This is a genomic window from Clavibacter sp., assembly GCF_014802555.1.
Lineage (GTDB): Bacteria > Actinomycetota > Actinomycetes > Actinomycetales > Microbacteriaceae > Clavibacter > Clavibacter sepedonicus.
This window is the reverse complement of record NZ_JAAVCB010000062.1, coordinates 53,381-69,575: the sequence shown is the minus strand read 5'-3', so window position 1 is coordinate 69,575 and position 16,195 is coordinate 53,381. Positions and strand designations below refer to the sequence as shown.

Sequence of the window (16,195 nt, the reverse complement as noted above, 5' to 3'; positions counted from 1 at the left end):
GCGCCGACGCGCTTGACCCCTTCATCGAGCACTACAACACTGAACGAATCCACTCAAGCCACGGGCTCACGCCCGCGGCCCGAGTGTCACCAACGTCATGACCCAGTACATCTAGGCGGCGCACTCCTGGCAGATGGGCCCGAGCTTCTCCTGGTGGTCGATCTGCGAGCGGTGCTTCACGAGGAAGCAGCTCACGCAGGTGAACTCGTCCGCCTGGGGCGGGAGCACCACCGTCTCGAGCTCGAGGTCGGAGAGGTCGGCTCCGGCGAGGTCGAAGCTCCCGGGGTTGTCGGCATCGTCGACGTCCACGACCCCGGACATGCGGTCCGGGACGCGCTCCTTCAGAGCCTCGATCGAGTCGGAGTCGTCCTCCGTCTTGCGCGGGGCGTCGTAATCAGTTGCCATTCCTGTCCACTTCTCGAATAACCGCCGAACGGAATCGGCGGGCACAGTTTGCATGAATCGCATCCGGATAGCAAACCGTCCTCCGGGCCCCTCTCGGGGCTCCTGATCGGCGGTTTGGATGCGGGGAGCCGGCCCGTGCCCGGGCCGCGGATGCGGACTCACACGGTACACCGTTCGCGCACGAACAACCTGCCTGCGGGGCCTGCGATCCCGCCCTCCGGCGCTCTCGTCGGACTCAAGTCGCGGCGCGCCACGCGTATTCCCCGGAAGAGGGGCCGACTCGTGCGATCGTGAATCGTCCAGTGAGCGCGAGAGGCGTGGAACCCATGCAGGATCTGAAAATCGTCGGAGTCGAGGACGGCGCCCTCGTCGTGGAGACCCCGGGCGGTGAACGGCACCGTCTCGTGATGGACGACTCCTTCCGCTCGGCGCTCCGTCGCCAGTCCGCCGACGGCGGCCCGCCGCGGAAGGCCGCCCCGCGCATCATCCAGTCGTTCATCCGGCAGGGCATGAGCGCCGAGGACGTCGCACGGGAGACCGGGGCGTCCGTGGAGTACGTGCGCAAGTTCGAGGGCCCCGTCGTCGCCGAGCGCGAGCACGTCGTGCGCAGCGCCATGAAGGTCCCCGTGCACACCGCCATCGAGGTCGACCCGATGGGGCAGGGCACGCTCTTCGGCCAGGTCATCGAGGAGCGCCTCGAGTCGCTCGGTGCGCAGGAGGTGCGCTGGAGCAGCTGGAAGGAGCAGCTCGGCGGCTGGGTCGTGAAGGCCGCCTTCACCAGCGAGGAGATCGAGCACGACGCGCGCTGGTCCTACGACCCGAAGAAGCACGCGCTCTCCCCCGCCAACAACGAGGCGATCACCCTCTCGCAGCAGGGCGAGATCCGCGGCGCGCTCATCCCCCGCCTCCGCGCGCTGCCGCCCGAGGCCCCGGACACGCACCAGGAGGACGGCGTCACGCGCTTCGACAGCGGCGCCTTCCGCCTGCCCGAGCCGACGGCGTCGAGCACGCAGGACACCGCTCCCCAGCCCTGGGAGGCGCACCGCCGTGACGAGGGCGCGTCCGTGTCGCACCTCGGACGGCAGGGCAACCACCCCGCGGGAACACAGCAGCCGGCGCGCGTGGCGCAAGTCGAGCTGAACGAGACCGCCGACCTGCTCGAGGCGCTCCGCCGTCGCCGGGGTGAGCGGGAGTCCGTGCCGCGCGAGGACGAGGGCGACGACCCGGTCGAGGAGGCGCCCGCTCCTGCCGCCCGGCGCGACGAGCCCCTCTCTCGCCCTCGCGGCGGGCAGCGCTCCGCGCCGCCGCTGCGGTCCGCGGTGATCCCCGGCGTCGGCCGTGTCGACACCGGCCGCGACCGCCCGCGCGACGAGTCCGACGACGAGGGCTTGCGCACGCCCGGGACCGGCGAGGGCCGCGGTTCCGCGAAGCCGTCCGGCCGCCGCGGGCGCACGGCGATGCCGAGCTGGGACGAGATCGTGTTCGGCGCCCGCAGCGACGACGACCACCTGGCCTGACCCCGCACGACCTCCGGCCGCCCCGCGGGCGGTCCGGCCGTCGTCGTCCCGCAGGTCAGCCGCGGGCGAAGGCGCCGGCGCGGATGAGCGGCACCAGGCGCTCCTCGTCCGAGAACGCCCCGTGCTGACCGATCATCCGACGGGCGCCCTGGTCTCGCGGGCGGCCGTCGTAGTACGCGATGAGCGAGCGCGTCGCGACGATCACGTCGCCGATGCGCGCGGCGACACCTTCCCGGACCGGCCCGTACCAGTCGGCGGCGATCGCCTCGGCGCGCGTCGCGACGTGGGCGCGCGTCCCCTCCGAGGCGCGCCAGGCGTCGGCCAGGCCGTCGGCGTCCGCGCCCGGTTCGAGGTGCAGGTGCAGGCAGCGCGGCTCCCCCGCGACGTGCCGGACGCCCGCGACCAGCTCGGGCACGCGGTCGAACAGGATCTGGGATCCAGCGGGCACGTCGACGATGCCGTGGTCGGCGGTGATCAGCGCACCCTCGCGCGGGCCGAGGCGGTCGAGGAAGGGGCCCGCCGCCTGGTCGAGCTCCTCGAGGCCGCGGAGCCAGCGGTCGGACTCCCAGCCGTGCGAATGGGCGGCCTGGTCGAGCTCGGGGACGTAGAGGTAGACGAGCGCGCGCGGCTCCCGGTCCATGAGCTCGCGCGTGGTCGCGAAGCGGTCCGCGATCGACTCGGCGGCGACGTAGGTCGCGCCGCGCAGCGCGGCGCGCGAGAACCCGGATCCGGCGTAGCGGGCCGAGCCGACGACGAACGCGGGGATGCCCGCGGCGACCGCTCGCTCGAAGGCGGTCGGCACCGGCTGCCACTGGTCCGGGACGCTGCGCGCGTCCCATCCGGACAGCAGCTTGAGGACGCGGTCGTGCGCGGGATCCAGCGCGCTGTAGCCGACGAGCCCGTGCTCGCCCGCGCGCACGCCGGTGGTGAGGGAGGTGATGCTGGCCGCCGTCGTGGTGGGGAACCCGACGTCGACGACGTCCTTCTTCCGCCAGCCCTGCACGAGGTGGCGGGCGTGTCCGGCGCGGGCTCGGAGGGCGGCGGATCCGAGCCCGTCGACGAGCACGACGACCGCACGGTCGACGGGCGGGAGGCCGGCTTCCGACTCCTCCCCCGCGAGGGCGGCGAGGCAGCCGGGCATGACCGCGGTGAGGCTCATCCGGCTGGATCCGGGCGCCGGTAGCATGGGGGCCATCCGGCCCAGTCTGGCACAGCAGCCCGGCCCGCATCCGCGTCACGACGCCGATCAGGCGCAGCGCCGATCCCGACCCAGAGAGTCCATGAGTCCCTCCACCACGCACACCACGCCCGACGAGCCCTCCGAGCGCATCGAGGACGTCGACGTCTCCACCGAGATGGAGAACTCGTTCCTCGAGTACGCGTACTCGGTCATCTACTCGCGCGCCCTGCCCGACGCGCGCGACGGGCTCAAGCCCGTGCAGCGCCGCATCCTCTACCAGATGAGCGAGATGGGCCTGCGCCCCGACCGCGGGCACGTGAAGAGCGCGCGCGTCACGGGCGAGGTGATGGGGAAGCTCCACCCCCACGGCGACTCCGCCATCTACGACGCGATGGTGCGCATGGCGCAGCCGTTCACGCTCCGGGTGCCGCTCATCGACGGGCACGGCAACTTCGGTTCGCTCGACGACGGGCCGGCCGCGCCCCGCTACACGGAGGCCCGGCTCGCCGCGTCCGCGCTCGCGATGGTCGAGGGGCTCGACGAGGACGTCGTCGACTTCGTCCCGAACTACGACAACGCCTTCATGCAGCCGGCCGTGCTCCCCGCCGCCTTCCCGAACCTGCTCGTCAACGGCGCGAGCGGCATCGCGGTCGGCATGGCGACGAACATGGTGCCGCACAACCTCATCGAGGTCGTCGGCGCCGCGCGGCACCTCATCGACCACCCCGACGCGACCCTCGACGACCTCATGGCGTTCGTCCCGGGGCCCGACCTGCCCACGGGCGGCACGATCATCGGTCTGTCGGGGGTCAAGGACGCGTACCTCACCGGCCGCGGCAGCTTCAAGACCCGCGCGCGCGTCTCCGTCGAGAGCCTCACCCCCCGGAAGTCGGGGCTGGTCGTCACCGAGCTGCCGTACCTCGTCGGGCCCGAGAAGGTCATCGAGAAGATCAAGGACGGCGTCCAGAACAAGAAGCTGTCCGGGATCACCAACGTCACCGACCTCACCGACCGCACGCACGGGCTGCGGCTAGTCATCGAGATCAAGACGGGCTTCAACCCCGAGGCCGTGCTCGAGCAGCTGTACCGCTACACCCCGCTCGAGGACGGGTTCAGCATCAACAACGTCGCGCTCGTCGACGGCAGCCCGCAGACGCTGGGACTGAAGGAGCTGCTGCAGGTCTACGTGGCGCACCGGCTCGACGTGGTCACGCGCCGCACGCGGTACCGCCTCGCCCGGCGGCAGGAGCGGCTGCACCTCGTGCTCGGCCTGCTCATCGCGATCCTCGACATCGACGAGGTGATCCAAGTCATCCGCGGCAGCGACGACACCGAGCAGGCGCGCGCCCGCCTCATGGACGTCTTCGACCTCTCGACGCTGCAGGCCGACTACATCCTCGAGCTCCGCCTCCGTCGGCTCACACGGTTCAGCCGCATCGAGCTGGAGGAGGAGCGCGACAGGCTGCAGGCCGAGATCGCGGAGCTCGAGGCGATCCTCGCCGACCCGCGCCGGCTGCGCGCCCTCGTCTCGACCGAGCTGCAGGAGGTCGCCGACCGGTTCGGGACGCCGCGCCGCACGCTGCTCACCGAGGCCGCACCCAGCGTGGCCGGGGCGTCGAGCCGCCGGGCGGCGCCCGTCCTCGAGATCGCCGACGTGCCCTGCCGGGTGCTGCTGTCGACGACGGGCCGCGCCGTCCGCGTCGACCTGCCGACGGATGCACCGGGGACGCCCCTGCAGACGGTCCGCCGCAGCTCGCACGACGCCGTCCTCACGGCGATCGAGACCACGAGCCGCACCCGCATCGGCGCGATCACGAACACCGGCCGCCTCATCACCATGACGCCCGTCGACCTCCCCGTCGTGCCGGTCGCGAGCGTGCAGCTGGGCGCCGGCGTGCGGATCCGCGACTACCTCGGCCTCACGGACCGGAAGGAGCGCGTCGTCGCGCTCGTGGCGCTCGGCACCGATGAGGCCATCGCCCTCGGCACGCGCCAGGGCGTCGTGAAGCGCGTCGCCCCGTCCGCCCTGCCCGCGAAGCCCGAGTACGAGGTCATCGCGCTGAAGAAGGGCGACGAGGTCGTCGGGGCGCGGCAGGGCGCGGAGACCGACGAGCTCGTCTTCGTCACCAGCGAGGCGCAGCTGCTGCACTTCCCCGCGGTCTCGGTGCGGCCGCAGGGCGTGCAGGCGGGCGGAATCGCGGGTGTCAACCTCGGCGCGGGCGCGCACGTGCTGTTCTTCTCCTCCGTCGCTCCCGAGGGCGCGGAGGTCGTCACCGTCTCGGCGTCGTCCGCCACCATCGCCGGCGTGGATCCGGGACGCGCCAAGGTGTCCGCGTTCGGCGACTTCCCGCGCAAGGGCCGCGCCACGGGCGGGGTCCGCGCGCACGCGTACCTGAAGGGCGAGGACCACCTCGCCCTGGCCTGGGTGGGCCCCGGCCCCGCGCTCGCCGTGGGGCCGGCGGGAGAGGTCCGCCAGCTGCCGCCCACGGGCATGAAGCGCGACGGCTCGGGCATCCCGCTGGAGAAGCCGATCGGCAGCGTCGGCCAGGCGGTCACCCCGGCCGAGGCGCCGGATGCCGCGTCCGGCGCCGCCGTCGGCGTCGTCGAGCCGTCGGCCGAGGACGGCTCCGCGCCGCTGGAGACCTAGGCGCGTCGGCAGCACGCACGGCGACGGCCGCGGACCACGAGGGTCCGTGGCCGTCGCCGCATCCGGCACGCGGCCGGCGGCTCACACGTCGATGCGGTCCCGCACGGATCCGGCGCCGTCGATGATGAACTCCTTGCGGGGTGCGACGTCGTTGCCCATCAGCAGCTCGAACATGCGCGTGGCGGCCTCGGCGTCATCGACCCGCACGCGCCGGAGCGTGCGGTTGCGCCGGTCCATGGTGGTCGTCGCCAGCTGGTCGGCGCCCATCTCCCCCAGGCCCTTGTACCGCTGGATCGGGTCCTGGTAGCGCTTGCCCTGCCGCTTCGCCTGGGCGAGCACGGCCGCCAGCTCGCGCTCCGAGTAGGTGTAGATCACGTCATTGGGCTTCGAGCCGGGGTTCATGACCACGACGCGGTGCAGCGGCGGCACCGCGGCGAACACGCGGCCCTCGTCGATCATCGGCCGCATGTAGCGGAAGAAGAGCGTGAGCAGCAGCGTGCGGATGTGGGCGCCGTCGACATCGGCGTCGCTCATGATGATGATCTTCCCGTAGCGCGCCGCCGACAGGTCGAACGTGCGGCCGGATCCCGCGCCCAGCACCTGGATGATCGACGCGCACTCGGTGTTGGAGAGCATGTCGGGCAGCGACGCCTTCTGCACGTTCAGGATCTTGCCGCGGATGGGCAGCAGCGCCTGGTACTCGCTGTCGCGCGCGAGCTTCGCCGTGCCGAGCGCCGAGTCGCCCTCGACGATGAAGAGCTCGCTGTTGGCGACGTCGTTCGAGCGGCAGTCCACGAGCTTCGCCGGGAGCGACGAGCTCTCGAGGGCGTTCTTCCGCCGCTGGGTCTCCTTGTGGGTCCGGGCCGAGATGCGCGACTTCATCTCCCCCACGACCTTCTCGAGGAGCACGGCGGTCTGCGCCTTGTCCTCGCGGCGCGGCGACGCGAAGCGGTCGGCCATGGCCTTCTGCACGACCTGCGACACGATGGCGCGGACGGCCGGCGTGCCGAGCACCTCCTTGGTCTGGCCCTCGAACTGCGGCTCGGGGAAGCGCACCGTGAGCACGGCGGTGAGGCCCGCGAGCACGTCGTCCTTCTCGAGCTTGTCGGTGCCGACCTTGAGCTTCCGCGCGTTGGCCTCGACCTGCGCGCGCACGAACTTGAGCAGGCCCGCCTCGAAGCCTGCCTGGTGGGTGCCGCCCTTGGGCGTGGCGATGATGTTGACGAACGACTTGAACCGGGTGTCGTACCCCGTGCCCCAGCGGAGCGCGATGTCGACGGCGCACTCTCGGGTGAGCTCGGTCGGCACCATGGCCCCGCCGTCCGTGAGGACGGGCACCGTCTCGGTGAACGTGCCGGATCCCTCGAGCCGCCAGGTGTCCGTCAGCGGCGCGTCGACGGCCAGGTGGTCGACGAACTCCGCGATCCCGCCGTCGAACCGGAAGGACTCGCGCACGGGCTGCTCGCCGCGCAGGTCCTTGATGTCGATGCTGAGCCCGGGCACGAGGAACGCGGTCTGGCGCGCGCGGCCGAGGAGCTCCTCGGTGAGGAAGGACGCGCCGCGGGTGAAGATCTGCCGGTCGGCCCAGTAGCGGATCCGCGTGCCGGTGACGCCCTTGCGCACCTTGCCCACGACCCGCAGCTCGCTGCCGGACGTGAAGGGGCGGAACGGCGCGTCGGGGCTCGCCTCCCCCTGGTCCTCGAAGATGCCCGGCTCGCCGCGTCGGAAGGACATGGCGTACGTCTTGCCGCCGCGGTCCACCTCGACGTCGAGGCGCTCCGACAGGGCGTTCACGACGGACGCGCCCACGCCGTGCAGGCCGCCCGAGGACGCGTACGAGCCGGATCCGAACTTGCCGCCGGCGTGCAGCTTGGTGAAGACGACCTCGACGCCGGACAGCCCGGTCTTGGGCTCGATGTCGACCGGGACGCCGCGCGCGGTGTCGCGCACCTCGACGCTGCCGTCGGGGTGGAGCCGCACGTCGATCAGGTCGCCGTGCCCGCCGAGCGCCTCGTCGACGCTGTTGTCGATGATCTCCCAGAGGCAGTGCATGAGGCCGCGCGAGTCGGTGGATCCGATGTACATGCCGGGCCGCTTGCGCACCGCCTCGAGGCCCTCGAGGACGGAGAGGTGGCGGGCGGAATAATCGGATGCTGCCACGTGCTGTCCTCCATGTACGTCCGGCATTCGCCGGACGCGAGCCGACATCGATCTTAACCGTCGCCCGCCGCCTCCCCTCGCGAATCGCCGTCCCCCGCCCCGCGCCCTACGCGCAGAGCGAAACAGGCGGACGCGGTCGGGTGGACTGCCGGGAGCACGTGGTCTACTTGATCCATTCGGCTCGACCCAGACCCGACCCGGAGGGGAGCATCACATGACACCGACCGCGACCGAGCGTCCCGTGGACGAGCTCGACAACCACCAGCTCACCGCCAACGACCGCTGCGACAGCTGCGGCGCGCAGGCGTACATCCGCGTCGAGGTGAACAGCAGCGAGCTCCTCTTCTGCGCCCACCACGGCAAGAAGTACCAGGAGAAGCTGTCGGCAATCGCCACGAGCTGGCACGACGAGTCGAGCCGCCTGCTCGACGAGCGCGCCTAGGACGACCCGCGGCGGCTCCGGCCGTCGCACGACGAAGGGCGCATCCCCGCGGGGATGCGCCCTTCGTCGTACCTGGGGGCGTGTGCGCGATGCCTCCGCGCCGGGAGCCGTCAGTAGTGCGCGGGTCGCGCCATCACGGTGGCGCGTGCCTCCTGCGCCCAGCCGTCGAGCCGGTCGAGCGTCCCCGAGATGTCGGCGGGCAGCTCGAGGCCGTGCCGGGCGAGGGCCGCGGAGAGCAGATCGTCCGCCAGCCGCGGGTTGAGCGCGAGGACGGGACCGCCGAGGTGCGTGCCGACCGACGCGCCGACGCGCACGCCCTCACCGCCGCCCTGGCCCGCGTTGCCGAAGCCGGCGCGCACCATCCCGAGGGGCGCGTGCTCGCCGATCTCCAGGGTGGATCCGTGGTTCTCGTAGCCGACGAGCTCGCCGTCCGGCGTGTCGAGCACGAGGTCGCCCACACGTCGCTCGGCCGTCAGGGTGGTGCGCACCGGTAGCACGGCCGCGCCCACGAGCTCGCCGCCGTCGATCAGGCGCACGGACTCCCCCAGGAGCTGCAGGCCGCCGCCCACCGCGAGGAACGGGACCCCGGCCTCCCGGAGGGCGACCAGGCGCGGGGCGTGCGCGACGAGATCGGGCAGGACGGCGCGCTGCGCCGTGAGCGGCCCGGAGCCGATGACCACGAGGTCGGCGTCGCCCGGATCCCCGCCACCGGGAGCATGACGCACGACCTCGGTGCGGATCCCCCGGATGCGCGCACGCTCGACGAGCACGGTCACGTTGCCGCGGTCGCCGTTGATGCCGAGCTCGTCGGGGTAGAGGTGCAGGATGCGCAGGGCGTCGCTCACGCGGGTCCTCCCTCGAGGTCCGTGTAGCCGAGGATGCGGCGGATCGCCATCATCTGCTCGTAGTTGACGATCATGGTCTTGACCCCGCGGGACGGCTTCTCCATGGCGAGGAACGCCTGCACGGCGCGGCGCAGGTCGGGCTCGACCCGGCCGACCTCGAGGCCCTCGTAGCCGAAGCGCACGGCGAGCTGGTAGCCCTTCGTGCCGGAGACGACGTCGGCGTGGGTGAGCGCGGAGAGGTCGGTGTCGTAGATCCACGAGGGGTCGGGGGTGCCGTCGTCGACTGCGAGCAGCACCTGCTCCGGGGGATCGCCCAGCGCGTCGAGGTTCATCTGCAGGGACGCGGGGTTCTTCATCATGATGATCTCGATGTCCTCGTCGCCCGCGCGCAGCATCTCGCCGCGCCCGTAGACGGCGGCGACCGAGCCGAGCCCCTCCGCGGCGCGAGCCGGGTCGAAGCGGTCGCCGAGGACCCGGCGAGCGGTCGCGAGGGCGCCCGCGGCGTCGACGGCGTAGTGCAGGCCGCGCGACGGGAGCGTCACCGGGAGGTCGCCGGACGCCAGGCGGAACACGGCGTCGCGGCCCGCGAGCGCCACGGCCTCGACGCCCGCGTCGACGTGCACCGGGTCGGGGTCCTCGGAGCCGAACCGCGGGGCGGATGCCAGCCCGTGCTTGCTGTCGCCGAGGAGCTCCTCGGACACGCCGAACCAGTCCACGGCGGCGCGACCGGTCCGCGCGGTGTGCGCGGCGATGGCGTTGACGTGCGCGTCGTCGCGGTTGGCGACGACGGCCTCGGTAGCCGTGGCGGCGATCCGCTCGAGCATGCCGACCACGCGGTCCGGCTCGTGGAACCGGTTGAGCTGGTCGATCTGGATGTTGAGGAGCAGGACCGTGCGCGGCGTCAGCAGCGCGGAGAGCGCGACGCCGTAGGCCTCGTCGATCTCCAGCACGGCGACGTCGGCGTCGAGGCGACCGGATGCGTCGGCGTCCGCCAGCACGGCGGACGCGATGCCCTGCGGCAGGTTGCCGCCCGAGGGGTTCGTGAACACGCGGAGCCCGTGGGCGCGCAGCACGGCGGTGAGCATGTGGGTGGTCGTCGACTTGCCGTTCGAGCCGGTGACCGCGACCACGCCGTGCGGCAGGTCGGCGATCGTCCGCTCCAGGAAGCGGGGATCGAGGCGGAGGGCGACGACGCCGGGCACGGCGGAGCCGCCCCCGCGGAGACGGGCGGCCCAGCGGGCGGCCCGTCCCGCGGCGACGGCGAGGCGCAGGGGCAGGGGCAGGGGCAGGGGCAGGGGCAGGGGCAGGGGCACGGCCTACTCGAGGTAGTCGCGCAGCGACTGCGAGCGCGACGGGTGGCGGAGCTTGGCCATGGTCTTCGACTCGATCTGGCGGATCCGCTCGCGCGTGACGCCGAACGTGTCGCCGATCTGGTCGAGCGTCTTCGGCATGCCGTCGCCGAGGCCGAAGCGCATGCGGATCACGCCCGCCTCGCGCTCGGAGAGCGAGTCGAGGAGCGACTCCAGCTGCTTCTGCAGCATGGTGAAGCCCACCGCGTCCGCGGGGACCACTGCCTCGGTGTCCTCGATGAGGTCGCCGAACTCGCTGTCGCCGTCCTCGCCGAGGGGCGTGTGCAGGGAGATGGGCTCGCGGCCGTACTTCTGGACCTCGATGACCTTCTCGGGCGTCATGTCGAGCTCGCGGGAGAGCTCCTCGGGCGTGGGCTCGCGGCCCAGGTCCTGCAGCATCTGGCGCTGCACGCGGGCGAGCTTGTTGATGACCTCGACCATGTGCACCGGGATGCGGATGGTGCGCGCCTGGTCCGCCATGGCGCGCGTGATGGCCTGGCGGATCCACCACGTCGCGTACGTGGAGAACTTGAAGCCCTTGGTGTAGTCGAACTTCTCGACCGCGCGGATGAGGCCGAGGTTGCCCTCCTGGATGAGGTCGAGGAACTGCATCCCGCGACCCGTGTAGCGCTTGGCGAGGCTCACGACGAGGCGGAGGTTCGCGCCGAGCAGGTGGCTCTTCGCCCGCTGGCCGTCGCGCGCGACCCAGCGCAGCTCGCGCTCGAGCTCGCGGGAGATGCCGGGGGTGTTCGCGAGCTTGTCCTCCGCGAACAGGCCCGCCTCGATGCGCATGGCGAGCTCGACCTCCTCCGCGGCGTTGAGCAGCGCGACCTTGCCGATCTGCTTGAGGTAGTCCTTGACCGGGTCGGCCGTGGCGCCGGTGATGGTCGTGGAGTAGACGGGGACGTCCTCGTCCTCCTCCTTGTTCGACAGCACCATGGCGCCGGTGGGGAGCGGCTCGAGCACGACGGGCGGCTTGGCCGCGCCGTCCTCGACGACCTCGTCATCGGCGTCGTCCTCGGCGACGGGGACCACGACCTCCTCGGCGTCGTCGTCGGGGGCCTCGGTGCCCGCGGTCTTCTTCGCGGCGGCCTTGCGCGGGGCCTTGGCGGGAGCGGCGTCACCCGACGCGGCGGCGGCCTTCTTGGCGGCCGCCGCCTTCGCCCGGGCGGTGGGCGCCTTCGCGGGTGCCGCGGATTCGTCCGCGGCGACGGGCTCGTCGGCCTCTGCTGCTGCTGCCTTCGCGGCCGCCGCCTTCGTGGGGGCCTTGGCGGCAGCGGCGGTCTTGGTCGCGGGTGCCTTGGCGGCCGCGGTCCTGCGGGCCGGGGCGCGCTTCGCGGGTGCCTTCGGCTCACCCGTCGCGGCGTCGTCGGCCGTGCTGGTCGCGGCTGCCGCGTCCAGGGTGGCGGACGGGGTGGAGGGGGTGGCCATGCGAACACCTTTCGTCCCCACGACGACCGGTCGCGCGCTCCGCGGTGACGCTGCGGGGTGACCTGCCGGAGGTGGGTCGGGGTTGTTTTCGGACATTGCTAGGACCCATGTCAAGTCCGCTGCTCGTGAACCACCTAGGTGATGCGAGATGCAGGACATGAACGGGTCCGTACCTGATTATTGCACGGATGGGCGCGAGGGCGAGCCAATGCGCCCCTGTGCGGGCCGGCGTCACGCGCGGCGTCGGCGTCGCCTGTCGAGGTAGGCAACCCAGATGGGCCCCACCCGTATTCCCTCGTCCGCCAGCAGGCGACGCGTCAGCCGCCGGGTCCGCACCAGCATCAGCGCGCCGAAGCCCACCACCAGGTACTGGACGGCGAAGGCGACGCGGAAGGAGTCGAACGCGTAGAGGTCGCTCCGCGACCCGCCCGCGACCCGGATGCCGTCCAGCACGTCGAGGGCGATGCCGATGAGCAGCATCATCGTGAAGCTCGCGGTGAAGCCGGCGACGTTCACGATGCCGGACGCCGCCCCCAGGCTCCGCGGCGGGTTGAACGTGCGCGCGAAGTCCAGCCCGATCTGCCCGCCGGGCCCGCCGATGCCGATGGCCATCACCACGAGCACCACGACGGCGAGCGGGGGCACCCCGGGCCAGAGGAGCAGGACGGCCCACGCGACGCCCATCATGGCGACGACGCCGAGGACGAGGTTGGAGCGTCGGAACGGGAAGCGCCCCGTGAGGATTCCGATCACGGGTCCCACGACCATGCCGGACGCCACGATCACGATGAGGAGGGCAGATGCGAGCGCAGGGCTGTACCCCAGGCCGCCCACGAGGAACGGGAAGCCCCAGAGCAGGCTGAACACCATGCCCGACGACTGCGTGACGAAGTGGGACCAGAACCCGAGCTGCGTCCCCGGGCGACGCAGGCTCCGGCCGAGCTCGCGCATCGAGTCGCCCCACGGCACCCGGGGAGGCGGCACGTGCCCTGCGGGCCGGTCGCGCACGGCCACGACAACCGCGATGAGGGCGACGACCGCGACGCTGGCCGACCCCAGGAATGCGGGCGTCCACCCCGCCGTGTGCAGCACGAGCGAGAGCGGGATCGCGGAGAGCACCTGCCCCAGCTGGCCCACGTTGGCGAACCATTGCGAGAGCACCGGCACGCGCGGGCCCGAGAACCAGGAGTTGATGAGGCGCAGACCCGACACGAACGTCATCGCGTCGCCGGCACCCACGAGCATGCGCCCCAGGATCGCGACCTCGAGCGACGTGGAGAGCGCCAGCGTGACCTGGCCGGCGACCATGAGCAGCGCCCCGGTCGCGAGCAGGGCGCGCGGCCCGATCCGGTCGATGAGGACGCCGACCGGGATCTGCAGCGCCGCGTACACGACGAGCTGAGTGACCGCGAGGGTCGAGAGCAGCGACGCCGAGACGTGGAAGCGCTCGCCCGCCTCGACGGAGGCGATGCCGAGCGACCCGCGCTGGAGGACGGAGGAGAGGTACGCGAGCATCGCGACGCCGAGGACGATGCGGGCGCGGCGGGTGCTCATCAGGACGACGATACCGACGCCGCGCGTTCCCCGCGGACGGCCGTCGCGGCCCGGTCGCGGATCAGCCGGATGGCGTCAGGCCGCGTCCCCGTCGCCGGGACGGCGACGCGCGAGGAACTTCTCGAGCTCCGCGGCGATCTCGTCCGCTGTCGGCAGAGCGCCGTCCTCGTCGGTGAGCGGAGACTTGAGCGGCGTGTCCTCCATGTAGCTGTCGTACCGCTCCTCGAGCGTCGTGACGAGGCGCGCCAGCTCCTGGTTGCCCGCGACCTGCTCGTCGATGCGGCCCACGAAGTCGCGGCCCTCCTCGCGGAGCCGGTCGGTCGGGAAGATGAGGCCCGTGGCGGCGCTGATGCTCTCCAGCGCGGCGACCGCGGCGAGGGGGAACTCCGTGTCGGCGAGGTAGTGCGGGACGAGGAGGACGAAGCCCGCGACGGGGTGGCCGGCGTCGTGCAGCCGATGCTCCAATAGGTGCAGCGCGTTCGCCGGCACCTGGGTGTGCGGCTTCCACACGCTGAGCGCGTCGATGAGCTCGGTGCGGTTCCCGCTCACGGTGACGTTGATGTCGCGCGTGTGCGGCACCGGCATGGGTATGGCGTGGACCCACGTCGTCGTGGAGACCCGATAGCGGTCGACGATGCCGAGGACCGCGGCGGTGAACGCCTCCCAGCGGAAGTCCGGCTCGAAGCCGGTGAGCAGGAGGAACGGCTGCCCGATCTCGTCGTGCGCGAGGTAGAGGGCCAACCGGGCGGGGCGGTAGTCGGCGAGGTGGTCCTGGTCGAAGTAGATGGTGGGACGACGGGCGCGGTAGTCGAGCAGCGTGTCGGTGTCGAAGCGCAGGACGTCGCGGTGGCTCAGGGTGCTCAGCAGGTACTCGCTCACCTGCGACACGCCGGATCCCGCGTCGGAGAAGCCCGTGAGCCCGGCGACCAGGGGCAGGCCGGTCGGGACCTCGCCGATGTCGGTGTCGATCTCGTACAGTCCGTCCGCATCTGCCATGGATCCACTCTAAGCCGCGCCTCCGACGGCCCCTCCCGGACGGGGCGCCGTCCGTGCCGCCGAGAGCGAACACGACCGCACGCCCCTCCGAGCAGCCGCCCACGCGCGCATCGGTAGGCTCGTCGCCCATGACCCTCCCCCTTCTCTCCGTGTCCTCCGACCGTGCCGTCGACGTGGAGGCCGACGCGCTCGTCGTCGCCGTCTCCAGCGGGAAGGAGGGTATCCGGGTGCACGCGCCCGGGGGCCTCGAGCTCGACGTGGACGGCCTGTCCGCCATCGGCGTCACGGGAGGTCGCGACGAGGTCGTCCGCATCGCCGGGACGGGCACGGCCGCGACGACGATCGCGCTCGTGGGCGCGGGCTCGGGACCGCTGGACGCGGTCGCGCTCCGCTACGTCGTCGGCTCCGCGACCCGTCAGCTGCGCGGCGTGGAGCGTGTCGCCGTGGCGGTCCCGGTGACGTCGCTCGAGGAGCTCACCGCGGTGCTGGAGGGCGCGGCCCTCGGGGTCTACTCGTTCGACTCGTACCGCCGGGACTCGCTCGCCGGCCAGAAGCCGCGCGCCTCGGCGGTCACCGTCGTCGCGCAGGGGGACTCCTGGACCGCGCAGGACGCCGACGAGGCGGTGGCACGCGCCACCGCGGTCGCCGACGCGGTGGCGGGGACCAAGGACCTCGTCAACACCCCGCCGCTCGACCTCTACCCCGCGACGTTCGTCGACGCCGTGCGCGAGCGCACCGCCGGGCTGCCCGTGGACGTCCGCGTCTGGGACGAGGAGGCGCTCGCTGCCGACGGCTTCGGCGGGATCCTCGGCGTGGGCCAGGGCTCGACTCGTCCGCCCCGCCTGGTCAAGGTCGCCTACTCCCCCGCCGGCGCGACGCGTCACCTCGCGCTCGTTGGCAAGGGCATCACTTACGACACCGGCGGCATCTCGCTCAAGCCCGCCGTGCCCATGATCGGCATGAAGTACGACATGACCGGCGCCGCCACGATCCTCGAGGTCGTCGTCGCGGCCGCGCGCCTCGCGCTCCCCGTCCGGCTCACCGCGTGGCTCTGCATCGCCGAGAACATGCCGTCCGGGTCCGCCATCCGCCCGGACGACGTCCTGCGCATGCGCGGCGGCACGACCGTCGAGGTCCTGAACACGGACGCCGAGGGCCGGCTCGTCATGGCGGACGGCATCGCCGCCGCGAGCGAGGAGCACCCGGACGCCATCGTCGACATCGCGACGCTGACGGGCGCCCAGGTCGTGGCGCTCGGCGAGCGGTACTCCGCCGTCATGGGCGAGGACGCGCTCGTCGGCCGTCTCCTCGACGCCGCCCACGAGCAGGGCGAGAGCATGTGGGGCATGCCGCTGCCGGAGGCGATGCGCGCGCTGCTCAACTCCGACATCGCGGACATCGCCAACGTCAAGCCGGGGAACCCGGCCGGCGGCATGCTCGTCGCGGGCGTGTTCCTCAAGGAGTTCGTCGGTCGGACCGGCGACGCGGACGACGCCCCGCGCATCCCGTGGGCGCACATCGACATCGCGGGCCCGTCGCACAACAAGAGCGGCGGACACGGCTTCACGGGCAAGGGTCCGACGGGCGTCGCGGTGCGCACGCTCCTGGCCCTGGCCGCCGGTTTTTCACGCGCGTAGTAGGCTCGGAGAGGCCTCCTGAGGGGGTCCCG

The 16,195-nt window shown here is 72.4% G+C and carries 12 protein-coding genes and 1 pseudogene; 5 read left to right on the top strand and 8 right to left on the bottom strand.

The genetic code is table 11. The features are described 5' to 3' along the window. Positions 1–101 (top strand): annotated as a pseudogene (locus HDR73_RS07095) (IS481 family transposase); the annotation flags it as partial. Between the two features lie 10 nt (positions 102–111). Here HDR73_RS07095 and HDR73_RS07090 read toward each other — a convergent pair. Next, the gene (locus HDR73_RS07090; RefSeq protein ID WP_012038342.1) at positions 112–405 is read right to left on the bottom strand and encodes a DUF4193 domain-containing protein; all 294 of its coding nucleotides are present in this window, start codon (positions 403–405) and stop codon (positions 112–114) included. Positions 406–731: 326 nt separating this feature from the next. Here HDR73_RS07090 and sepH point away from each other — a divergent pair, with 326 nt between their 5' ends. Then, positions 732–1,922: a septation protein SepH gene (sepH, locus tag HDR73_RS07085; protein WP_041464537.1), complete on the top strand. Its 1,191-nt coding sequence runs from the start codon at positions 732–734 to the stop codon at positions 1,920–1,922. A 55-nt stretch (positions 1,923–1,977) separates the two neighbouring features. Here sepH and HDR73_RS07080 read toward each other — a convergent pair whose 3' ends face one another. Next, on the bottom strand, positions 1,978–3,117 hold the full coding sequence (locus tag HDR73_RS07080; RefSeq protein WP_012299000.1) for an alkaline phosphatase family protein: 1,140 nt from the start codon (positions 3,115–3,117) through the stop codon (positions 1,978–1,980). A gap of 85 nt (positions 3,118–3,202) precedes the next feature. On the opposite strand from HDR73_RS07080, the gene HDR73_RS07075 reads away from it, so the two are divergent. Further along, positions 3,203–5,749: a DNA gyrase/topoisomerase IV subunit A gene (locus HDR73_RS07075; protein ID WP_012298999.1), complete on the top strand. Its 2,547-nt coding sequence runs from the start codon at positions 3,203–3,205 to the stop codon at positions 5,747–5,749. Between the two features lie 81 nt (positions 5,750–5,830). Here the strand turns inward: HDR73_RS07075 and HDR73_RS07070 are convergent, their stop codons facing one another. Continuing rightward, on the bottom strand, positions 5,831–7,909 hold the full coding sequence (locus tag HDR73_RS07070; RefSeq protein ID WP_012298998.1) for a DNA gyrase/topoisomerase IV subunit B: 2,079 nt from the start codon (positions 7,907–7,909) through the stop codon (positions 5,831–5,833). A gap of 214 nt (positions 7,910–8,123) precedes the next feature. On the opposite strand from HDR73_RS07070, the gene HDR73_RS07065 reads away from it, so the two are divergent. Then, positions 8,124–8,351, top strand: coding sequence for a DUF7455 domain-containing protein (locus tag HDR73_RS07065; protein ID WP_012038337.1), 228 nt, complete (start codon positions 8,124–8,126; stop codon positions 8,349–8,351). A gap of 110 nt (positions 8,352–8,461) precedes the next feature. Here HDR73_RS07065 and HDR73_RS07060 read toward each other — a convergent pair whose 3' ends face one another. The 5 genes from HDR73_RS07060 to HDR73_RS07040 form a co-directional block, all read right to left on the bottom strand. Beyond that, positions 8,462–9,196 carry a type 1 glutamine amidotransferase gene (locus tag HDR73_RS07060; protein ID WP_012298997.1) on the bottom strand — a complete coding sequence of 245 codons (735 nt, stop codon included), beginning with the start codon at positions 9,194–9,196 and terminating at the stop codon, positions 8,462–8,464. Beyond that, positions 9,193–10,473, bottom strand: coding sequence for a Mur ligase family protein (locus HDR73_RS07055; protein ID WP_041464957.1), 1,281 nt, complete (start codon positions 10,471–10,473; stop codon positions 9,193–9,195). Before HDR73_RS07055 ends, HDR73_RS07060 begins: the two co-directional genes overlap by 4 nt. A 39-nt stretch (positions 10,474–10,512) precedes the next feature. After that, a complete protein-coding gene (locus HDR73_RS07050; RefSeq protein WP_041464536.1) occupies positions 10,513–11,976 on the bottom strand; it encodes an RNA polymerase sigma factor in 1,464 nt (487 codons plus the stop codon). A 231-nt stretch (positions 11,977–12,207) separates the two neighbouring features. Then, positions 12,208–13,530, bottom strand: a complete 1,323-nt coding sequence (locus HDR73_RS07045) for an MFS transporter (protein ID WP_012298994.1) — start codon at positions 13,528–13,530, stop codon at positions 12,208–12,210. A gap of 75 nt (positions 13,531–13,605) precedes the next feature. Beyond that, on the bottom strand, positions 13,606–14,526 hold the full coding sequence (locus HDR73_RS07040; protein WP_041464535.1) for a proteasome assembly chaperone family protein: 921 nt from the start codon (positions 14,524–14,526) through the stop codon (positions 13,606–13,608). 128 nt (positions 14,527–14,654) lie between these two features. Between HDR73_RS07040 and HDR73_RS07035 the strand changes: the two genes are divergently transcribed. Continuing rightward, on the top strand, positions 14,655–16,163 hold the full coding sequence (locus HDR73_RS07035; protein ID WP_041464534.1) for a leucyl aminopeptidase: 1,509 nt from the start codon (positions 14,655–14,657) through the stop codon (positions 16,161–16,163). Positions 16,164–16,195: the final 32 nt, after the last annotated feature.

What these genes read in the sequence shown, in the direction of transcription:
- HDR73_RS07045 (WP_012298994.1), bottom strand. Translation starts at nt 13,530, where the DNA reads ATGAGCACCCGCCGCGCCCGCATCGTCCTCGGCGTCGCGATGCTCGCG.
- HDR73_RS07080 (WP_012299000.1), bottom strand. Translation starts at nt 3,117, where the DNA reads ATGGCCCCCATGCTACCGGCGCCCGGATCCAGCCGGATGAGCCTCACC.
- HDR73_RS07090 (WP_012038342.1), bottom strand. Translation starts at nt 405, where the DNA reads ATGGCAACTGATTACGACGCCCCGCGCAAGACGGAGGACGACTCCGAC.
- sepH (WP_041464537.1), top strand. Translation starts at nt 732, where the DNA reads ATGCAGGATCTGAAAATCGTCGGAGTCGAGGACGGCGCCCTCGTCGTG.
- HDR73_RS07035 (WP_041464534.1), top strand. Translation starts at nt 14,655, where the DNA reads ATGACCCTCCCCCTTCTCTCCGTGTCCTCCGACCGTGCCGTCGACGTG.
- HDR73_RS07065 (WP_012038337.1), top strand. Translation starts at nt 8,124, where the DNA reads ATGACACCGACCGCGACCGAGCGTCCCGTGGACGAGCTCGACAACCAC.
- HDR73_RS07075 (WP_012298999.1), top strand. Translation starts at nt 3,203, where the DNA reads ATGAGTCCCTCCACCACGCACACCACGCCCGACGAGCCCTCCGAGCGC.
- HDR73_RS07040 (WP_041464535.1), bottom strand. Translation starts at nt 14,526, where the DNA reads ATGGCAGATGCGGACGGACTGTACGAGATCGACACCGACATCGGCGAG.
- HDR73_RS07050 (WP_041464536.1), bottom strand. Translation starts at nt 11,976, where the DNA reads ATGGCCACCCCCTCCACCCCGTCCGCCACCCTGGACGCGGCAGCCGCG.